The organism is Halovulum sp. GXIMD14794 (assembly GCF_054457455.1).
Genome location: NZ_JBTLNF010000004.1, coordinates 258,842 through 276,579, shown reverse-complemented (window position 1 = coordinate 276,579; position 17,738 = coordinate 258,842). Strand labels below are relative to the sequence as shown.

The following is a 17,738-nucleotide window of genomic DNA, read 5'->3' as shown; positions in this document are numbered from 1 at the left end:
ATGGTTGCCTTTTGCCGAAAGCACGCGTATGGCCTGCGCCGAGTCTCAGAAAAACTGAAGGTACGGGCCGATGGAGCTTCGGAACATCGCCATCATCGCGCACGTCGATCATGGCAAGACTACCCTCGTGGACGCCATGCTGCAGCAGTCGGGCATCTACCGCGAAGGCGCGGCGGTGCAGGAACGCGCGATGGACAGCAACGACCTGGAACGCGAGCGCGGGATCACCATCCTCGCCAAGGCGACCAGCGTCGAATGGAATGGCGCGCGGATCAATATCGTGGACACGCCAGGCCACGCCGACTTCGGCGGCGAGGTCGAGCGCATTCTCAGCATGGTCGACGGCGTTGTGTTGCTGGTCGACGCGGCCGAAGGGCCAATGCCGCAGACGAAATTCGTGACCTCGAAGGCGCTGGCGCTGGGCCTGCGACCGATCGTGGTGCTGAACAAGGTCGACAAGCCGGACGCCGAGCCGGACCGGGCGTTGGACGAGGTGTTCGACCTTTTCGCCGGTCTGGACGCCGATGAAGACCAACTTGATTTCCCGGTGCTCTATGCTTCGGGCCGCGCCGGTTGGGCGGACACCGAACTGGACGGTCCGCAAAAGGACCTGTCGGCCCTGTTCGAGCTGATCATGCGCCACGTGCCGCAGCCCAAGCAGATCGAGAAGCGTGACGAGCCCTTCGCTATGCTGGCGACCACGCTTTCGGCGGATCCTTACCTTGGGCGCCTGCTGACGGGCCGCGTCCAGGCAGGCCGTCTGACGGCCGGCACCACGCTGCGTGCGCTCAGCCGCAACGGCAAGGAAGTCGAGCGCTTCCGCGTCACCAAGATCCTGGCGTTCCGGGGTCTGTCGCAGCAGCCTATCGAGGCGGCCGAAGCCGGTGACATCGTCTCGCTCGCGGGTATGACCAAGGCGACGGTTGCGGACACGCTCTGCGATGTTTCGCTCGATGTGCCGATTCCGGCCCAGCCGATCGACCCGCCGACGATCTCGGTCACTTTCTCGATCAACGACAGCCCGCTGGCAGGCCGCGATGGCGACAAGGTCCAGAGCCGCGTGATCCGCACCCGTCTGATGCGCGAGGCGGAGTCCAATGTCGCGATTCAGGTCACCGACACCCCGGGCGGCGAAGCGTTCGAGGTCGCGGGCCGGGGCGAGCTTCAGCTGGGCGTTCTGATCGAGAACATGCGCCGCGAAGGCTTCGAGCTGTCGGTCTCGCGGCCGCAGGTGCTGTTCCGCGACATCGACGGCCAGCGCCACGAGCCGATCGAGGAAGTCACCGTCGACGTGGACGAGGAATACTCCGGCGCCGTGGTCGAGAAACTCGCCGGCCGCAAGGGTGACCTGGTAGAGATGCGCACTGCGTCGGGCGGCAAGACCCGGATCGTCGCTCATGTCCCGTCGCGCGGGCTGATCGGCTATCACGGCGAGTTCCTGACCGATACCCGCGGCACCGGTGTTCTGAACCGGGTTTTCCACAGCTGGTCGCCGTTCAAGGGCACGATCCCCGGTCGCCGTGCGGGTGTGCTGATCTCGATGGAGAGTGGCACCGCAGTCGCCTATGCGCTGTTCAACCTCGAGGATCGCGGCTTCTTCTTCGTGACCACGGGCGAGCAGGTCTACCAGGGGATGATCCTGGGCGAGCACAATCGCGAGAACGATCTGGAAGTGAACCCGCTCAAGGGCAAAAAACTGACCAACGTGCGCGCCTCGGGCAAAGACGACGCGGTCACCCTGACGCCGCCCCGTCGTTTGAGCCTGGAAGAGGCGATCGCCTACATCGACAACGACGAGTTGGTCGAAGTCACACCGAACCACATCCGCCTGCGGAAGCGTCATCTCGACCCGCATGAGCGGAAACGCGCCGCCCGCGCCGCGGGCTGAGCTCCAGCGAAACAAGGCCATGAGCCGCCTGTGCTGCACAGGCGGCTCAGCTTTTGCCTGCTTTACAACCTTTGATTGTATCTTATTATGAGTAGCCGTGGCAAAAGTGTGGGAAAAATACGTATTTCTGGTTGAGCACGGTAGATCGAACACGCTTTATGCTATAAAAGGGCAGTCACCAGTCGGCGACTTCCGTTCGTGCAGCGGTTGAACCTCGGTTCTTCCTCCCATCGGCGGGACGCGGGATTGGACACCACATTGGGAGTAAGAACAAATGAAACACCCTGTTGACGCGCACGTTGGACAACGCATTCGTCACCGCCGCTGGATGCTCGGCATCACCCAACAACAACTTGGCGACGCCGTCGGCATCAAATTCCAGCAAATCCAGAAGTATGAGACCGGGATGAACCGGGTGAGCGCGTCCAGGTTGTGGGATATTGCCCGTGCCCTCGACGTCTCGATCAGCTTCTTTTTCGAGGGCCTCAGCGCCGAGGATGCCGCCGATCATCCGGCCCAGGGTTCGGGCGACATGCCCCGCGACCTGATGGCCGACAAGGAAGCGATGGAGCTGATTCGCTCCTACTACACCATCCCGGAGGCGCAGCGCCGCCGCCTGTTCGATCTGGCTCGTGTCCTGAGCGACGTCGCTTGACGATTCCTCTCTGAACCCGCCCCTCGTGCCGCAATTGCGCGGCGCGGGGGCCATCTACCGAAATCGTGAACGCGGAGCCGGACGTGACCTCTCCTGTGCCGGAAACGCAGCACCCCGAGCTGGTGGCCGTCGCGCATGCGCTGGCTGATGCAGCCGCGACCGCTGCCATGCCCCATTTCCGCGCCGACAGCCTGACGGCCGACAACAAAGCCGAGGCCGGGCGCTTCGATCCTGTGACTGCCGCCGACCGCGCCGCCGAAGCGGCGATGCGCGCGATCCTGGCCGAGCGTCGCCCCGATGATGCGATCCTCGGAGAAGAGGAGGCGCCGCGCGCGGGAACTTCTGGTCTTACGTGGGTGCTCGACCCGATCGACGGCACGCGCGCCTTCATGTCCGGTCTTCCGGTCTGGGGTACGCTTATAGGACTGGACGCGGGGCAGGGGCCCGTGTTGGGCGTGATCTCGCAGCCCTATATCGGCGAGCGCTTCGTCGGTGGTCTGGGGCAGAGTGTGCTGGTGCGCCCCGGTGCCGAGCCGCGCCCACTGCGCACCCGCCCCTGCGCGGAACTTTCGCAGGCGACACTATTTTCCACCTTTCCGGAAATCGGCACTGACGCCGAGCGCGCGGCCTTCACTCAAGTCAGCCGGCAGGTGCGCCTGACGCGCTACGGCACGGATTGCTACGCGTATGGGCTGCTGGCGCTGGGCCAGATCGACCTCGTGATCGAGGCGGGTCTGCACGCTTACGATATCCAGGGTCCTCAGGCGGTAATCGAGGCCGCGGGCGGCCGCGTTACCAGTTGGACCGGCGGACCCGCGCACAACGGAGGACGCATAGTCGCAGCAGGCGATCCACGCCTCCACGATGCAGCGTTAGAGATCCTCAGCCGGGCGGAATGACCTCGTCGAGGTAGCGCCCGATACCGGCCCAGGCCCGCGCCTGCAGGGCTGGCGTTTCGATCAGCACCTCGTGCTTGGCCCCCTCCAGTTCAAGCAATTCGGCTTTCGGTTGCTTGGCGGTAACACTCCGGATCGCCCAGGGAGAGACGACCACCTCGGCGCTGCCGAGGATCGTCAGGATCGGGATGTCTGGCTGTTCGGCCCGGCGAAGGGCTGCCGTCTCGGCCAGGGCGCCGCGCAGCCAGCCGATGCTCGCATCGCCGATCCCCAGATCGGGAACCTTGGCGATCTGCTCCAAAAGGCGGGTGTACTCGTAGGGATCGGAGGTCAGCACGTTCCCTTCGAACGCCTGCTCGAAAAGGTAGGGTTTGCGGGTGCCGCCGGGGATCGTCCGGCCTCCCATGCCTAGCCAGCAGTAAGCCCGCGTCACGGCCCGTACCAGCCCGTCCGGTGCGCCGCCCATGCGGATGCCCCACATCGGAGCCGAAAAGATCGCCCCCGAGACTGGCAGCCCGTCGATGATCGCGCGCAGGCCGATGGCGCCACCCATGCTGTGCGCCATCAGCAGTCGCGGTCCCGGCTGCGCCGCCACGTCGGGCTGCGAAAGTGCTGCCCGCAGGTCGTGCTGGTAATCGCGGAAGCGGCGGACATGGCCGATCATCGGTTCGCGCTCGGATCGCTCGGACAGACCCTGCCCGCGCCAGTCGAGCGCCATGACCGAGAAGCCCATGCCAGTCAGCCGCTGAGCGGTGGGGCCGTACTTCTCGGCAAACTCGGCACGACCTTGAAGCAGGGCGACGAGGCCGCGTCCCTTGCCGCGCCAGAGGACCACGCGGATGCGTGTGCCGTCCGCCGTCCGCACCCAGGCGGTGATGTCCGGCGAGGGGCCGGCGACGATCTGCCCGTGCCAGGGCGCGCGGCTCGGCACCGCAGTGGATGGCGCGGAAGGCCGCTTCAGGACAGGATCGAGCCCAGTTTCATCGCCAGGCCCATGTCGCCGTCGACGGTGAGTTGGCCGGACATGAACGCCGAAGTCGGGTTCACGTCGCCCGAAAGGATGCCGCGGAAAGTGTCCGCGTCGGCGGTCATGACGACGTCCGCATCGGCGTCGTCCTTGCTGACGCCGCTCTGGTCCAGGCGGATCGTGCCTTCGTCTTCGATGACGAACTTGGCCGAGAAATCGACCTGGTCGGTATCGACCTTTTTGCGCAGGGCCTCGATCGCGGCGTCGATGGTGTCGCTCATGGCGTCCTTCCTAGGGTGAGAAATGTCTGCGAGGGCTCGCATTTGTCTATCGAGATGCTAATCTATCTAGCATGGGACGCATGACCACCCCAATCCTTCACCTTGCGGCAATCTGCTTGCTCAGCGTGCCATTGGCGCACGCGCAAAGCGTGTCGGATATCACCGAACGCGAGGCCGAGGTTGCGGATCTGCTGGCCCAACTGGCGCAGCCGGATCTGCGGACCTGGGAATCGACCGAATCGAAGATCATGGGGCTTTGGTCCCGCTCGGGCTCGGCGACGGCCGATCTGCTGCTGGAGCGGGGTCGTCAGGCAATGGACGCCGAGGACTACCTGACCGCGATCGAGCATCTGACCGCGCTGACCGACCACGCACCGGAATTCGCCGAGGGCTGGCACGCCCGCGCGACCGCCTTCTATCTGATCGATGAGTACGGGTTGGCGATGCAGGACCTGCAAAGATCGTTGGCCCTGAACCCGGATCATTTCGGCGCGCTGACCGGTCTCGGCATCGTGCTCGAGGAACTTGGCCGCCCCGAGGACGCGCTCGACGTCATGCGCCGGGCACAGGAATTGAACCCTCACCGAGACAATATCAGCGATACGATTCGCCGTCTGCAGTACACGATCGGCGAAGCCACCCTTTAAGGATCCCCCGCATGGCACTTTCCGACAGCACGGTGACAGCCGTGCTCGGGCCCACGAACACGGGCAAGACGCATTATGCCATCGAGCGGATGTTGGGCCACCGCACGGGGGTCATCGGCCTGCCGCTGCGCTTGCTGGCCCGCGAGGTCTATGACCGCATCAAGCAGATACGCGGACCCTCGGTCGTCGCGCTCGTCACCGGAGAAGAGCGGATCGTCCCGCCGCGCACGCAGTATTGGGTCTGCACCGTCGAGGCGATGCCGGTCGGTATCGGCGCCGACTTCCTTGCTGTGGACGAGATCCAGCTCTGCGCCGACCCGGACAGGGGTCACGTATTCACGGACCGCCTGCTGAACGCGCGCGGGCTGAGCGAAACGCTGTTCCTTGGCGCCGAGACCATGCGCGCCCGTATCGCCAGCCTCGTACCGGGCGCGAACTTCGTCTCGCGCGAGCGGTTCTCGAAGCTGACCTATACTGGCTCGCGCAAGATCAGCCGGATGCCCCCGCGCTCGGCCATTGTAGGGTTCTCGGTCGACAACGTTTATGCCATCGCCGAGCTGCTGCGCCGTCAGAAGGGCGGTGCGGCCGTGGTGATGGGGGCACTCAGCCCGCGCACACGCAATGCGCAGGTGGAGCTGTATCAGAACGGCGACGTCGATCACCTGGTGGCGACGGACGCGATCGGCATGGGGCTGAATCTGGACATCAACCACGTGGCATTCTCGGGCACGGCCAAGTTCGACGGGCGGCGCACGCGGCACCTGATGCCTAACGAGTTGGCGCAGATTGCCGGGCGGGCAGGGCGCTATACGACCGATGGCACTTTCGGCGTGACTGGTGAGGCGGCGCGGCTCGACGAACACGAGGTCGAGGCGATCGAGGAAAACCGCTTCGCCCCGATCCGCCGCCTGCAATGGCGCAACGACCGGCTGGAGTTCGGCAGTCCCGAGCGCCTGATCGAAAGCCTGGAGGTCCCGCCGAACCACGAGGAACTGGTCCGCGCACGTGAAGCAGATGACCTCGCGACGCTCAAGACGCTGTGGCAGATCCCCGACATGCGCGACAAGGTGCACGGCGCGCCGGACGTGCGGCTTCTGTGGGACGTCTGCCAGATTCCCGATTTCCGCAAGCTCGCGCATGCGGAACACGCGACGCTCTGCCAGCGGATCTACGAGTTCATCTGTCAGGACGGGCGGATTCCCACCGACTGGCTGGCACGGCAGATTGCACGCATCGACAAGACGACCGGCGATATCGATACGATATCCAAACGGCTGGCCTATATCCGCACCTGGACATATGTCGCGCAAAGAAAGGACTGGCTTGACGACGCCAGCCATTGGCGCGACGAGACCCGTGCGGTAGAAGACCGGCTGTCGGATGCGCTTCACGCAGCACTGACCCAGAGATTTGTCGACCGCCGCACATCGGTGCTGATGCGGCGGTTGAAGCAGAAGGAGAGCCTTGTGGCCGAAGTGAACGACAAGGGTGAGGTCCGGGTAGAGGACCAGTTCGTGGGCCGTCTCGAAGGGTTCCGGTTCCAGCTGGATCCGAACGCCGAGGCGCAGGAAGCCAAGACCTTGCGCGCCGCCGCGCTGGCAGCGTTGCAGCCCGCGTTCAACATCCGCGCCGACCGGTTCTACAACGCTCCTGACACGGAAATCGACGTGACCGAGCAGGGCGGCCTGATGTGGGGCGAACATGCGGTCGGCCGGCTTCAGCCCGGTGCCGATGCCCTGTCGCCCGAGATCGTGCCCTTTGTCGACGAAGAGGCCGCTCCTGCCGTGGCCGAGAAGGTCAAGCGGCGCCTGACGCACTGGCTCGACCGCCGGATCAGCGCGCTATTCGAGCCGCTGATCGCGCTACGTGACGACGAGGCGCTCTCGGGACTGGCGCGCGGTGTCGGCTTCCGCTTGGTTGAAGCACTCGGCGTGGTGCCCCGCGCGGATGTGGCCAATGACGTGAAGTCGCTGGACCAGGACGCCCGGGCGCTGCTGCGCAAGCACGGCGTCCGCTTCGGCCAATTCACCATTTTCATGCCGGCGCTGCTGAAGCCCGCGCCGACCCGGCTGCGGCTGGTGCTCTGGGGCCTCGCCGAGAAGCTGGACGAGATCCCCGAGGCGCCTCCTCCGGGCCTGGTGACAATCCCGGCGGTGCAGGACGCGCCACGCGGCTATTACCCGATGGCCGGCTACCGCCTGTCCGGCGCCCGCGCGATCCGCATCGACATGTTGGAACGGCTGGCCGACATGCTCCGCAGCAAGGACACCCGCGGCGGTTTCGAGGCGTCGGCGGACATGCTGTCGATCACCGGCCTGACGCTGGAACAGTTTGCCGACCTGATGAGCGGCCTCGGCTATGCTGCGGAGAAGGGCGAGCGGACCAAGGCGACGGCCAAGAAGCCCGACGCCAAACCTGCCGAACCGCAAACCGAACTTGCAGCCGATCCCGACGCTGTTGCGGACGCCACGGGCACGCCCACTGGCGAGCCCCTGCCGGAAGGCGCGGAAAGCACGCCCGTCGATGCGGCGGAAGAGGCTCCGACCCGTCCTGCGCTGGCAGAAGAGGCCACCGAGAGCGCCGAGGATCCTGTCGAGACCGTCGAGGCAGAGGTGCCGGACGCCTCGCCCGCCCCGGTCGATGTGATGATGGATGCGGTATCGGACAGTGGCTTGTCATCAGACGTACCGGAAGACGCCGATGCGGCCCCCGCGACCGATACACCTTCCACGGAGCCGGAGGTCGAGGTCTACTATACGTTCACCTGGGCCCCGCGCCGCCGAAGTGCGGGTCCGCAGGAGGGCCGCAAGCCACGCGCCGGGGGCCACAACGGCGCGCCGAACGGGCAGGGCAAACCCCGCCGCGGCAAGCCCGGCGGCAAACCGGGAGCCAAGGGCAAGCAGGGCGGCAAGCCGTTCCAGGCCAAGTCCTCGCCGCCGCGCCGCGAGAAGCCGATCGACCCTGACAGCCCCTTCGCGGCCCTTGCCGCCCTGAAGGAGAAGGGGTGAGCGACACTCCCTCGGGGACTGCGCCGACGCTGCGGCTGGACAAGTGGCTGTGGCAGGCGCGGTTCTTCAAGACCCGCACTCTTGCGGCGAAGGTGATCGCCTCGGGCGCGGTGCGGGTGAACGGGAATCGGGTGGCGAAGCCCAGTGTTGCCGTGCGACCCGGCGACGCACTGACCTTCGCGCAGAGTGAGCGGATCCGGGTCGTCGTCATTCTCGCGCTGGGCACGCGGCGAGGACCGGCGCCCGAAGCTCAGGCCCTCTACGAGGACAGAAGTCCGCCTCCGCCCGAGCGGCCGGAACGTGCTCCCTCCTTCGACGAGGGCGGCCGTCCGACCAAGAAGGACCGCCGCGCCCTTGAAAACCTGCGGCGCACCCCTTGATGAAGCCTGCCCGCTCAGGCAGTAAGAGCGCCAATCAGAGCTTGAGGACACCCGCCGTGACCTATGTCGTGACCGACAATTGCATCAACTGCAAATACACCGATTGCGTGGAGGTCTGCCCCGTCGACTGTTTCTACGAGGGCGAGAACATGCTGGTGATCCACCCGGACGAGTGCATCGACTGCGGCGTCTGCGAGCCTGAATGCCCGGCTGACGCGATCCGCCCGGACACAGAGCCGGATATGGAGAACTGGGTCGACTTCAACCGCAAGTACTCCGAGCAGTGGCCGGTGATCGTCACCAAGGTCGATCCGATGCCTGAGGCCGAGAAGTTCGACGGCGAAACAGGCAAGCTGGAAAAGTACTTCTCCGAAAAGCCCGGCGAGGGCGGCTGACCCGATTCGGGCGGAAGCCCGCTTGACCCCGCGTCACTTCGGCCTAGCTATGAAACTTAGCCGAAAAAGTGGTACACAGATGGTGTGAATCGGCCCTTAAGAAAGGCTGATCAACGCGCGCAAGGTTTAAAATCACCTCCGCACGTGTTATATAAGTGACACATCAAGGTCGAACCGGGAGGCATCCCTAATTTGCAGGAAGCGAAGGGATGCGCGGCCATTCTTGCGGAAAGCGGCACCTGAGACTGCGGTCAGCAGCCTCTGGGAATTTGTCGCTTGCATGCCGCCGGAACCGGTTCGAGGCACTGGTAAGAGAGAGCGCATGACAAAGAAGAAAAACGCCGACTTCCGTCCGAACGACTTCGTCGTGTACCCCGCGCATGGCGTGGGTCGCATCGTGTCGATCGACGAGCAGGAAATCGCAGGCATCAAGATGGAGATGTTCGTCATCACCTTCGACAAGGACAAGATGACCCTCCGCGTTCCCACCGCCAAGGCAGCCTCGGTCGGCATGCGTTCGCTGTCGACCCCGGATATCGTCGGAAAGGCGATGGAGACCCTGAAGGGCCGTGCCCGCGTGAAGCGCGCGATGTGGTCGCGCCGCGCCCAGGAGTACGAACAGAAGATCAACTCTGGTGACCTGATCTCGATTGCCGAGGTGGTTCGCGATCTGCACCGGAACGACGACCAGCGTGAGCAGTCCTATTCCGAGCGTCAGCTCTACGAAGCCGCTCTCGAGCGCCTGACCCGCGAGGTCGCCGCCGTGAAGGGCATCGAGGAAGTGAAAGCTCAGATGCACGTAGACGAACTGCTGGGCGAGCGCGCCGCCTGATACGCAGGACTTACCGATCAGAACTTGGCCCGTACCGTTGGTGCGGGCCTTTTTCGTGTGCGGAGCATTGATCGTGCGTCTATTCCGCTGCGGTGCGCCGGGCCATGCTGGGCGGGAAACCGGTCCAGCGCCGGAACGCGCGACTGAAGTTTCCTGGGTCGTTGTAGCCGAGCGACAGGGCGATCTCCGTAACGGACAGTTCGCCATGAGACAGCAATTCTGTCGCCTTGCGCAGCCGGAACAGGTCCAGCAAATCTCGAAAACCAAGCCCGTCCTGATCGAGCGCTCGCTGCAGTGATCGGACGCTCATCCCCATACGTCGCGCGACGCCGTCGATGGTGGTCTGCCCCTCGACCATCTCCATCGCGATGCAGGCCTCGACCGTCGCCTTGAAGCTTGGGGCTTGCTGCCCCTCCAGGGCTACAAGGTCGACAGAAGTCAGGGTCATGCCGCCGGCCGGCGCACTCGTAATCCGAGGGGTGTCGAGATCGTTCGCGGAGAGCGGGACGCGCAGCGCGTCGCTGCCGAACCTCCAGTCGGTCGGGACGAGGTCGGCAAGGCGCGCCGCGCACCCGTCGTCCGGATAGTCGACCTGCACCCAGCTAGGGGACCAACTCTCGCCCAGGTAGCCGCGGATGAATTTGAGCAGGGAGGGCACCACGTGGTCCGAATGCTGGCGCTTGTCGGAAATGCCGAACCGAGGCATCCGGTAGACCAGCATTTCCTGGCCTTGCACGGTCTCCAACCCTATCCACGGCCCCAACTGGTGCAGCGGCAGGCTCGTGTTCAGCCGCGCGACCCCTTCGCGCAATGTCCTCCCGGACTGGCTGTAGATCGCCCATCGGCCGTAATCCGCCGGCTTCATATCCAGGCCGATCCGCAGGCCAAGCAGCCTGTCCCCCGCCTGCCGACCGGCGCCGGCGAAGAGCTCGACCAGTGCGGCCATCGGCACCCGGACCCGGCGGTCCTCGATCAATTGCAGGGGTAGTTGGGCGTTGGAGAACGCCCTACCGATCGCCTGACTGCCCGCCGCATCCTCCAGCAGGGCAGGCAAATCGCCCATACCCGTTGCCGTTGTGATGGGAATAATGCGTCGGTTCATCTTGGTCTCGGCTTCTGGCGCAAAATGACATGCGCGGTACATCTTTCTGCATTACGCTCGGAACACAACTTTGGGGGCAATAATGAGAGACACTTTTTTCGTCCGGCGTTTGCCGGGCCCGCTTGACGCGAGCAGAGCCGGATCAACGGCTTGAGCGGGCACTGAGCCGCAGCGCCAAGTCCGGAGGGAGACATGCAGCCAGGCTTTACCGGTTCCAGTCCGTTCGGGGTGGCCAGCCGTGCACGGCTGGCCACGCGTCCGCGCATGCGTGCAATGACGCCGTCCCGTGGACATGCCATGCCGCCCATTTGCCGCATGACCGGTGGCCGCACTGTGTTGTCCCATTCCTGCAGAACGTCCCCAAGACGTAGCTAGTTCCGTTTGGGCGCGTCCCCGCGAAGGGTGCGCGCCTCTTCCATGCCGCCGCCGACCGGTGGCGGTTCGACCGGCCTTCCGGCCATACTTCAAGAGGGAGACCTTGAACATGCATCTAGGAGTCGGACTGCGGCGCTGTCTTATGACAGGCGCCGCCCTTGTCCTGACCGTCAGCACCGCCTTGGCGCAGGACGGCGACAAGCCGAACATCCTCGTCATCTGGGGCGATGACATCGGCCAGTCGAACATCTCGGCCTACACGATGGGCATGATGGGCTATCGCACGCCCAACATCGACAGCATCGCCGCCGAGGGCATGATCTTCACCGACTACTACGGCGAGCAGTCCTGCACCGCCGGCCGGTCGTCCTTCATCATGGGCCAGTCGGTGTTCCGCACCGGTCTGTCCAAGGTGGGTCTGCCGGGCGCCGAGGAAGGCATGCAGATCGAAGATCCGACCATCGCCGGCCTGCTGAAGGGCGAAGGCTATGCCACTGGCCAGTTCGGCAAGAACCACCTGGGTGACCGGGACGAGCATCTGCCGACCAACCACGGCTTCGACGAGTTCTTCGGCAACCTCTACCACCTGAACGCCGAGGAAGAGCCCGAGAACGAAGATTACCCGGGCGACATGGTCATGCCGGATGGTGAGACCTTCCGCGACAAGTTCGGCCCGCGCGGCGTGATCCGTTCGTCCGCCGACGGCGAAATCGAGGATACCGGCCCGCTGACCAAGCAGCGCATGGAAACCGTCGATGACGAGACCGTGGCCGCTGCGCTCGACTTCATCGAGCGCAAGGAAGCCGAGGGCGTGCCGTGGTTCGTCTGGTGGTCCGGCACCCGGATGCACTTCCGCACCCATGTCGACGACAACTTCCAGGCACAGGCCGAGGAAATCGCCGGCCGGAACCTGGATGAGTACTCGGCTGGCATGATCCAGCACGACATGCACATCGGCCAATTCCTCGACAAGCTCGAAGAGCTTGGCATTGAGGATAACACCTTCGTGTTCTACTCGACCGACAACGGTCCGCACATGAACACGTGGCCGGATGCGGCGTCGACGCCGTTCTGGGGTGAGAAGAACACCCAGTGGGAAGGCGGTTGGCGCGTTCCGGCGATGGTCCGCTGGCCGGGCAACATCGAGCCGGGCACCGTGTCCAACGAGATCGTGCACCACATGGACTGGCTGCCGACGATGCTCGCCATGGCCGGAAACGAAACCGTCAAGGATGACCTGTTGGAAGGCGTCACCGTCGAGGAGATGGGCCGTGACTACCGGGTTCACCTGGACGGCTACAACATCCTGCCGCTGCTGACCGGTGAAACCACGGAAAGCCCGCGGAATGAGATCTTCTACTTCACCGACGATGGTGACCTCGCGGCCCTGCGATACCGTGATTGGAAGATCACCTTCCTAGAGCAGAAGGCCTGGGCGACGTTCCGCGCCTGGATGGAGCCGCTGACGGAGCTCCGCGTGCCCCTGATCACCAACCTGCGCCGCGACCCCTACGAGCGGGCCTACCGGACGTCGAACACCTACTATGACTGGATGCTCGACCGTGCCTACATGCTTGTGCCGGCACAGGCATACGTGGCGCAGTTCCTGGCCACCTTCGAGGAATACCCGCCGCGTCAGGAAGCGGCCTCGTTCAGCCTCGACAAGGTCATGGAGAAGCTGTCGGATCCGGGCGGCGCCCAGTAAGCCAGCTCCCGGTCCTGTCTTCGGGCAGGGCCGTCGATCCTGCGGGTCGGACGCCTTGGTGCCCGGCCCGCGCATGATTGTACCAGCATCCAAAGGCTTGAGGATTTCAGCATGATCGCCCATCGACCGTTCGCAACTTTCGCATTGCTCCTGCTGCCGATGACGGCCCTGGCCGATCCGCTGCCCTCCTGGACCGAGGGCGAGACCAAGACCGCGATCATCGAGTTCGTCGAGCGGGTCACAGACCGCGCCTCGCCCGACTACGTCACCCCCGGCGACCGCATTGCGACCTTCGACAACGACGGTACGCTCTGGGCCGAGAAGCCCGTGTATTTCCAGTTCCTTTTCGCCATGGACCGCCTGCGCGAAATGGCCGAGGCCGATCCCTCGGTCCTGACATCGGACGTCCTGAAAGCCGCCGCAGCGGGTGATCTCGAGACCGTGGCCGCCGCAGGAACCGAGGGCCTGCTCGAGGTCGTCTCGGTCACCCATTCCGGCATGACCGTGGACGAGTTCATCGCCGACGGCCGCGCCTGGCTGGACAGCGCCACGCACCCCGAAACCGGGATGCATTATGACGACATGATCTACCAGCCGATGCTGGAACTGCTGAGCTACCTGCGCGACGAAAACTTCAAGACCTATATTGTCTCGGGGGGCGGGCTCCACTTCATCCGCGCCTTCTCTGAGGCGGCGTACAACATCCCGCCCGAGCAGGTGATAGGCACTACCGGCAAATCGAGCTACACCGCCGAGGACGGCGAGCCGCGTGTGATGAAGGATCCCGGCATTTTCTTCATCGACGACAAAGAGGGCAAGCCGGTGGCCATCGACGCGCGGATCGGCAAGCGCCCGATCCTGGTCGGCGGCAATTCGGACGGCGATTTCCAGATGCTCGAATGGGCCACGGCGGGCGAGGGCGCGCGCCTGGGCCTCATCGTCCACCACACTGACGCCGATCGCGAGTTCGCCTATGATCGTGAAGGGCATATCGGCGTGCTGGACCGCGGCCTCGACGAAGCAGACGCGCGCGGCTGGGTCCTGATCGACATGGCCGAGGATTGGAAAAGGGTCTGGCCCGATGATGACTGACGCCCGCTTGGCCCGCAGCCTGCTTGCCGCTGCCTCTTTGACCATGCTGGCGCAACCCGCGCTGGCGCAGGAGCGGCCTCGCCTCGTCCTGCAGATCACCGTGGATCAGTTGCGCGCCGACCTGATCGACAGGTACGGGGCGAATTTCGGCGACGGTGGTTTCCGCTATCTGCTTGAGAACGGTGCCGTATATGCCGACGCGCACCACCGCCACGCCAACACCGAGACCATCGTCGGGCACACGACGCTCGCCACCGGCACCGACCCGGCGATCCACGGCATGGTTGCGAACCTGTGGTACGATCGCGTCGCGGGCACGCAGTTCTACAACGTGCAGGACGCCGACTTCCCGCTGGTCGGCGCGACGGGCGTTGATGCTGGCGCCGAGATCGACCCGACGCAACGCGCCGCGACCACCGACGGCCGCTCGCCCCGCAACATCCTGACCTCGACGGCCTCGGACGAGATCGCTCTGCATTTCGGCTCTGAGGCCAAGGTCTTCGGCGTGTCGGTCAAGGACCGTGGCGCGATCTCGATGGCCGGTCATGCGGGGCAGGCCTACTGGTTCTCGAAGTCCGAGGGCCGCTTCGTCACCAGCACCTTCTACCGCGACGATTACCCCGGCTGGATCGCCGATTGGGAGGCGAGGGGCGTGGTCGCCGGCTATGCCGAAACCGAGTGGACGCTGTCGCAGGACGCGGATGCCTACATGTTCGGTGAGCATGACGATCAGCCGTGGGAAACCGACTTCCCCGGCTTCGGACGAATCTTTCCCCATGCCTGGGGACCGGCCGACGACAAGTATTTCACCACGCGCCTGACGCTCAGCCCGGCAGGGGACGAGATCACCGCCGATTTCGCCAAGACCCTGCTGGACGCCGAGGGGCTGGGCCAGGACGATGTGCCCGATTTCCTGTCGGTGAGCCTTTCGTCGACCGACTATGTCGGCCACCTGTTCGGTCCCTCCAGCCTCGAGGCCGAGGACAACCTGATGCGTCTCGACCGGACGCTCGCGGACCTGCTGACGCATGTGGACGCGCGCGTCGGACTGGACAAGACGCTCGTCGTGCTGTCGGCGGACCACGGCGCGCCTGAGCATCCCGGGTATCTGGCAACGCTCGGCATCGAGGCCGGGCTATTCGATTTCGAACGGGTCGATACCGAGCCGGGCTTCGTCCGCCTGACGGCGGAGTTCGGCACCGCGCAGGAACTGGTGCAGAATTTCTCGAACCCCTACCTCTACCTGAACACGGCCGAGATCGAGGCCGGTGGTCTCGACCGGGCCGAGGTCGAGCGTGCCGTCGCAGCGGAGCTGGAGCGTCTGCCGGGAATCGCCCACGCCATCCCAAGCAGCGCACTGCGTGCGGGTGCGGTGCCGCGCGGCAAGATCCAGGACGCGGTGCTCGCGAATTTCCACCACGACCGCTCGGGCGACATCTATGTCGTCTTCGAGCCGCACTGGTTCATCGCCGATTTCGACGGACTGACTGTCGCCTCGGCGCATGGCTCGCCCTGGACCTATGACAGCCACGTGCCGATTATCTTCGCCGGTCCGGGCATCGCGCCACAGCGCATTGCTCGCCGGGTCGAGACCGTGGACGTCGCGCCGACCATCGCCACCTACCTGGGAACCAAGCTGCCGTCGGGCGCTATCGGCCTGCCGCTGACCGAAGTGCTGACCCCGCCCGCGCCGCCTGCATCCCTGCAAGAATGAACGGAAGCTCATGACCACACGCGACGACATCGACCTGCTGCGCGCCCGCATGGGCGAGGCGATCATCGGCCAGCGCGACGTGATCGAGCGCCTGCTGATCGGCCTTCTGGCCAATGGCAACCTGCTGGTCGAGGGTCTGCCCGGCCTTGCCAAGACCCGCGCGATCAAGGCGCTGGCGAAGAACATGGAATGCGATTTCAGCCGCATCCAGTTCACTCCCGACCTGCTGCCCTCGGACGTGACCGGGACCGAGGTCTACTACCAGTCCGACAAGGGCGGTGAGTTCCGCTTCGAGGCCGGGCCGATCTTCGCCAACATAGTTCTTGCTGACGAGATCAACCGCGCGCCTGCCAAGGTGCAGGCCGCGCTGCTCGAAGCGATGGAGGAGCGACAGGTCACCGTCGCGGGGACCACGCACAAGATGCCTCCACTGTTCATGGTGATGGCGACGCAGAACCCGATCGAGCAGGAAGGCACCTATCCGCTGCCCGAGGCGCAGATGGACCGTTTCCTGATGCACGTGAACATTACCTACCCGCCGGTCGAGGACGAGGTCGAGGTGATCCGGCTGGTCCGCGGTGAAGAGATCGCCGCCAGCGCCGCGCCTTCAGATGCTGCCCCGAAAGAGAAGCCCGCCCCGATCCCACAGGACTCGGTCTTCTCCGCCCGCCGCGAAATAGGCGCGATCCACGTCGCCGAGCCGATGGAGCGCTACATGGCCGACCTGGTCAACGCGACGCGCGTGCCCGCCGAGTTCGGCGACGATCTGAAGCGCTGGATCGAGGTCGGTGCCAGCCCCCGTGCGAGCCTTGCTCTCGACAAATGCGGGCGCACCCACGCGTGGCTGCAAGGCCGCGACTATGTAGACCCCGAGGATGTGCGCGCCATCGCCCCCGACGTGCTGCGGCACCGCCTTGGTCTGACCTATGAAGCGCAGGGCGAGGGCGTTTCGGCCGACGCCGTGGTCGAAGAGATCCTGCGCCAGGTGGCCCTGCCGTGAGACCTGCGGCCCACAGCCCGGACCTTTTCTGCGCCCCGCCAGAAGGCCCTGCCCGCGAAGTCGATCTGCTTCTGGTGCACGGGATCGGCGCGGGTGCGTGGATCTGGCCGGACGAGGGGTTCGACCTGTTCGCGCATCGCGGCTACCGGACCTGGGCGATCAGCCTCACGGGCGCCGGATCGACCCTTGATGACTATGCCGATCAGTTGGACGCCGCGCTGGACCGGATCGACCGGCCGACGGTGGTCCTCGCGCATTCGCTTGGCGGGGCCGTGGCGCAGAAACTGTTGGCGCGGGGCAGGCCCGTCGCCGGAACGGTGCTGATCTGCTCGGTTCCTCCTTACGGGTTGTGGCGGGCCTCGGCCGAGCTTTTCTGGCGCAATCCCGGGCTCTGGCAGCAGATGTGGCTCTATTCCTTCCGTGGCTTGGCGCAGGCGGATATGGACGTGCTGCGGCGCGAGCTGTTCCCATCGGGCATAGACGATGCGGCGTTTGCACGGATCGCCGTGCAGCTTGGTGACGAGTCGCTCAAGGCGATGGGCGCGACTGCCGGCTGGCCGCCTTTCGCGCCGCCGCCGCTCTCGCAACGCAATGTGATGGTTATAGGTGGCGCACGCGACCCGCTGGTTCCGCCCGCCGACGTGCAACTGACGGCACTCTACTACGGCGTCACGCCGCATGTGCTGCCCGATGCCGGGCATATGCTGATGCTCGAGCCCGCCGGGCGCGCCGCCGCCGAGCTGGTCCTCGACTGGCTGCCGGGCGTCGAGGCCGGGCAGCGCCCGCCGAAGGCGGCCTGAG

Annotated in this window: 16 protein-coding genes; 13 read left to right on the top strand and 3 right to left on the bottom strand. The window is 65.3% G+C overall.

Annotation, left to right across the window (positions count from 1 at the left end; all coding sequences use genetic code 11):
- The first annotated feature begins 70 nt into the window (after positions 1 to 70).
- From typA to hisN, 3 genes are all read left to right on the top strand, one after another.
- The gene (gene typA / locus ACW9UR_RS08020; RefSeq protein WP_458916442.1) at positions 71 to 1,888 is read left to right on the top strand and encodes a translational GTPase TypA; all 1,818 of its coding nucleotides are present in this window, start codon (positions 71 to 73) and stop codon (positions 1,886 to 1,888) included.
- A gap of 274 nt (positions 1,889 to 2,162) precedes the next feature.
- Complete coding sequence (locus ACW9UR_RS08015; RefSeq protein ID WP_458916441.1) at positions 2,163 to 2,543, top strand: helix-turn-helix domain-containing protein; 381 nt, start codon at positions 2,163 to 2,165, stop codon at positions 2,541 to 2,543.
- A gap of 83 nt (positions 2,544 to 2,626) precedes the next feature.
- A complete protein-coding gene (gene hisN, locus ACW9UR_RS08010) occupies positions 2,627 to 3,442 on the top strand; it encodes a histidinol-phosphatase (RefSeq protein ID WP_458916440.1) in 816 nt (271 codons plus the stop codon).
- Here hisN and ACW9UR_RS08005 read toward each other — a convergent pair.
- Together ACW9UR_RS08005 and ACW9UR_RS08000 are read right to left on the bottom strand one after the other, a co-directional pair.
- Complete coding sequence (locus ACW9UR_RS08005) at positions 3,426 to 4,370, bottom strand: alpha/beta fold hydrolase (protein ID WP_458916439.1); 945 nt, start codon at positions 4,368 to 4,370, stop codon at positions 3,426 to 3,428. The two genes, hisN and ACW9UR_RS08005, sit on opposite strands and share 17 nt — an antisense overlap.
- A 26-nt stretch (positions 4,371 to 4,396) precedes the next feature.
- Positions 4,397 to 4,687 (bottom strand): SCP2 sterol-binding domain-containing protein, encoded by a 291-nt coding sequence (locus ACW9UR_RS08000; protein WP_458916438.1) that lies wholly within the window; start codon positions 4,685 to 4,687, stop codon positions 4,397 to 4,399.
- Between the two features lie 80 nt (positions 4,688 to 4,767).
- On the opposite strand from ACW9UR_RS08000, the gene ACW9UR_RS07995 reads away from it, so the two are divergent.
- The 5 genes from ACW9UR_RS07995 to ACW9UR_RS07975 all read left to right on the top strand — a co-directional run bounded on the left by ACW9UR_RS07995 (position 4,768) and on the right by ACW9UR_RS07975 (position 9,949).
- Positions 4,768 to 5,334: a tetratricopeptide repeat protein gene (locus ACW9UR_RS07995; RefSeq protein WP_458916437.1), complete on the top strand. Its 567-nt coding sequence runs from the start codon at positions 4,768 to 4,770 to the stop codon at positions 5,332 to 5,334.
- Between the two features lie 11 nt (positions 5,335 to 5,345).
- On the top strand, positions 5,346 to 8,342 hold the full coding sequence (locus tag ACW9UR_RS07990; RefSeq protein WP_458916436.1) for a helicase-related protein: 2,997 nt from the start codon (positions 5,346 to 5,348) through the stop codon (positions 8,340 to 8,342).
- Positions 8,339 to 8,722, top strand: a complete 384-nt coding sequence (locus tag ACW9UR_RS07985) for an RNA-binding S4 domain-containing protein (protein ID WP_458916435.1) — start codon at positions 8,339 to 8,341, stop codon at positions 8,720 to 8,722. Before ACW9UR_RS07990 ends, ACW9UR_RS07985 begins: the two co-directional genes overlap by 4 nt.
- Before the next feature lie 56 nt (positions 8,723 to 8,778).
- Entirely contained in the window at positions 8,779 to 9,117 is a 339-nt protein-coding gene (fdxA, locus tag ACW9UR_RS07980; RefSeq protein WP_458916434.1) for a ferredoxin FdxA, read from the top strand.
- A gap of 322 nt (positions 9,118 to 9,439) precedes the next feature.
- The gene (locus ACW9UR_RS07975; RefSeq protein ID WP_458916433.1) at positions 9,440 to 9,949 is read left to right on the top strand and encodes a CarD family transcriptional regulator; all 510 of its coding nucleotides are present in this window, start codon (positions 9,440 to 9,442) and stop codon (positions 9,947 to 9,949) included.
- 79 nt (positions 9,950 to 10,028) lie between these two features.
- Here the strand turns inward: ACW9UR_RS07975 and ACW9UR_RS07970 are convergent, their stop codons facing one another.
- Positions 10,029 to 11,051: an AraC family transcriptional regulator gene (locus ACW9UR_RS07970; protein WP_458916432.1), complete on the bottom strand. Its 1,023-nt coding sequence runs from the start codon at positions 11,049 to 11,051 to the stop codon at positions 10,029 to 10,031.
- A gap of 517 nt (positions 11,052 to 11,568) precedes the next feature.
- On the opposite strand from ACW9UR_RS07970, the gene ACW9UR_RS07965 reads away from it, so the two are divergent.
- The 5 genes from ACW9UR_RS07965 (at position 11,569) to ACW9UR_RS07945 (ending at position 17,737) form a co-directional block, all read left to right on the top strand.
- Positions 11,569 to 13,131 (top strand): arylsulfatase, encoded by a 1,563-nt coding sequence (locus ACW9UR_RS07965; RefSeq protein WP_458916431.1) that lies wholly within the window; start codon positions 11,569 to 11,571, stop codon positions 13,129 to 13,131.
- Between the two features lie 111 nt (positions 13,132 to 13,242).
- Positions 13,243 to 14,223, top strand: a complete 981-nt coding sequence (locus ACW9UR_RS07960; RefSeq protein WP_458916430.1) for an HAD family hydrolase — start codon at positions 13,243 to 13,245, stop codon at positions 14,221 to 14,223.
- Complete coding sequence (locus ACW9UR_RS07955) at positions 14,213 to 15,937, top strand: alkaline phosphatase family protein (protein WP_458916429.1); 1,725 nt, start codon at positions 14,213 to 14,215, stop codon at positions 15,935 to 15,937. Before ACW9UR_RS07960 ends, ACW9UR_RS07955 begins: the two co-directional genes overlap by 11 nt.
- A 10-nt stretch (positions 15,938 to 15,947) precedes the next feature.
- Complete coding sequence (locus ACW9UR_RS07950) at positions 15,948 to 16,937, top strand: AAA family ATPase (RefSeq protein ID WP_458916428.1); 990 nt, start codon at positions 15,948 to 15,950, stop codon at positions 16,935 to 16,937.
- Complete coding sequence (locus tag ACW9UR_RS07945; RefSeq protein WP_458916427.1) at positions 16,934 to 17,737, top strand: alpha/beta hydrolase; 804 nt, start codon at positions 16,934 to 16,936, stop codon at positions 17,735 to 17,737. The genes ACW9UR_RS07950 and ACW9UR_RS07945 overlap by 4 nt, the downstream gene beginning before the upstream one ends.
- Position 17,738: the final 1 nt, after the last annotated feature.

What these genes read in the sequence shown, in the direction of transcription:
- typA (WP_458916442.1), top strand. Translation starts at nt 71, where the DNA reads ATGGAGCTTCGGAACATCGCCATCATCGCGCACGTCGATCATGGCAAG.
- ACW9UR_RS08015 (WP_458916441.1), top strand. Translation starts at nt 2,163, where the DNA reads ATGAAACACCCTGTTGACGCGCACGTTGGACAACGCATTCGTCACCGC.
- ACW9UR_RS08000 (WP_458916438.1), bottom strand. Translation starts at nt 4,687, where the DNA reads ATGAGCGACACCATCGACGCCGCGATCGAGGCCCTGCGCAAAAAGGTC.
- ACW9UR_RS07995 (WP_458916437.1), top strand. Translation starts at nt 4,768, where the DNA reads ATGACCACCCCAATCCTTCACCTTGCGGCAATCTGCTTGCTCAGCGTG.
- ACW9UR_RS07990 (WP_458916436.1), top strand. Translation starts at nt 5,346, where the DNA reads ATGGCACTTTCCGACAGCACGGTGACAGCCGTGCTCGGGCCCACGAAC.
- ACW9UR_RS07975 (WP_458916433.1), top strand. Translation starts at nt 9,440, where the DNA reads ATGACAAAGAAGAAAAACGCCGACTTCCGTCCGAACGACTTCGTCGTG.
- ACW9UR_RS07970 (WP_458916432.1), bottom strand. Translation starts at nt 11,051, where the DNA reads ATGAACCGACGCATTATTCCCATCACAACGGCAACGGGTATGGGCGAT.
- ACW9UR_RS07965 (WP_458916431.1), top strand. Translation starts at nt 11,569, where the DNA reads ATGACAGGCGCCGCCCTTGTCCTGACCGTCAGCACCGCCTTGGCGCAG.
- ACW9UR_RS07960 (WP_458916430.1), top strand. Translation starts at nt 13,243, where the DNA reads ATGATCGCCCATCGACCGTTCGCAACTTTCGCATTGCTCCTGCTGCCG.
- ACW9UR_RS07955 (WP_458916429.1), top strand. Translation starts at nt 14,213, where the DNA reads ATGATGACTGACGCCCGCTTGGCCCGCAGCCTGCTTGCCGCTGCCTCT.
- ACW9UR_RS07950 (WP_458916428.1), top strand. Translation starts at nt 15,948, where the DNA reads ATGACCACACGCGACGACATCGACCTGCTGCGCGCCCGCATGGGCGAG.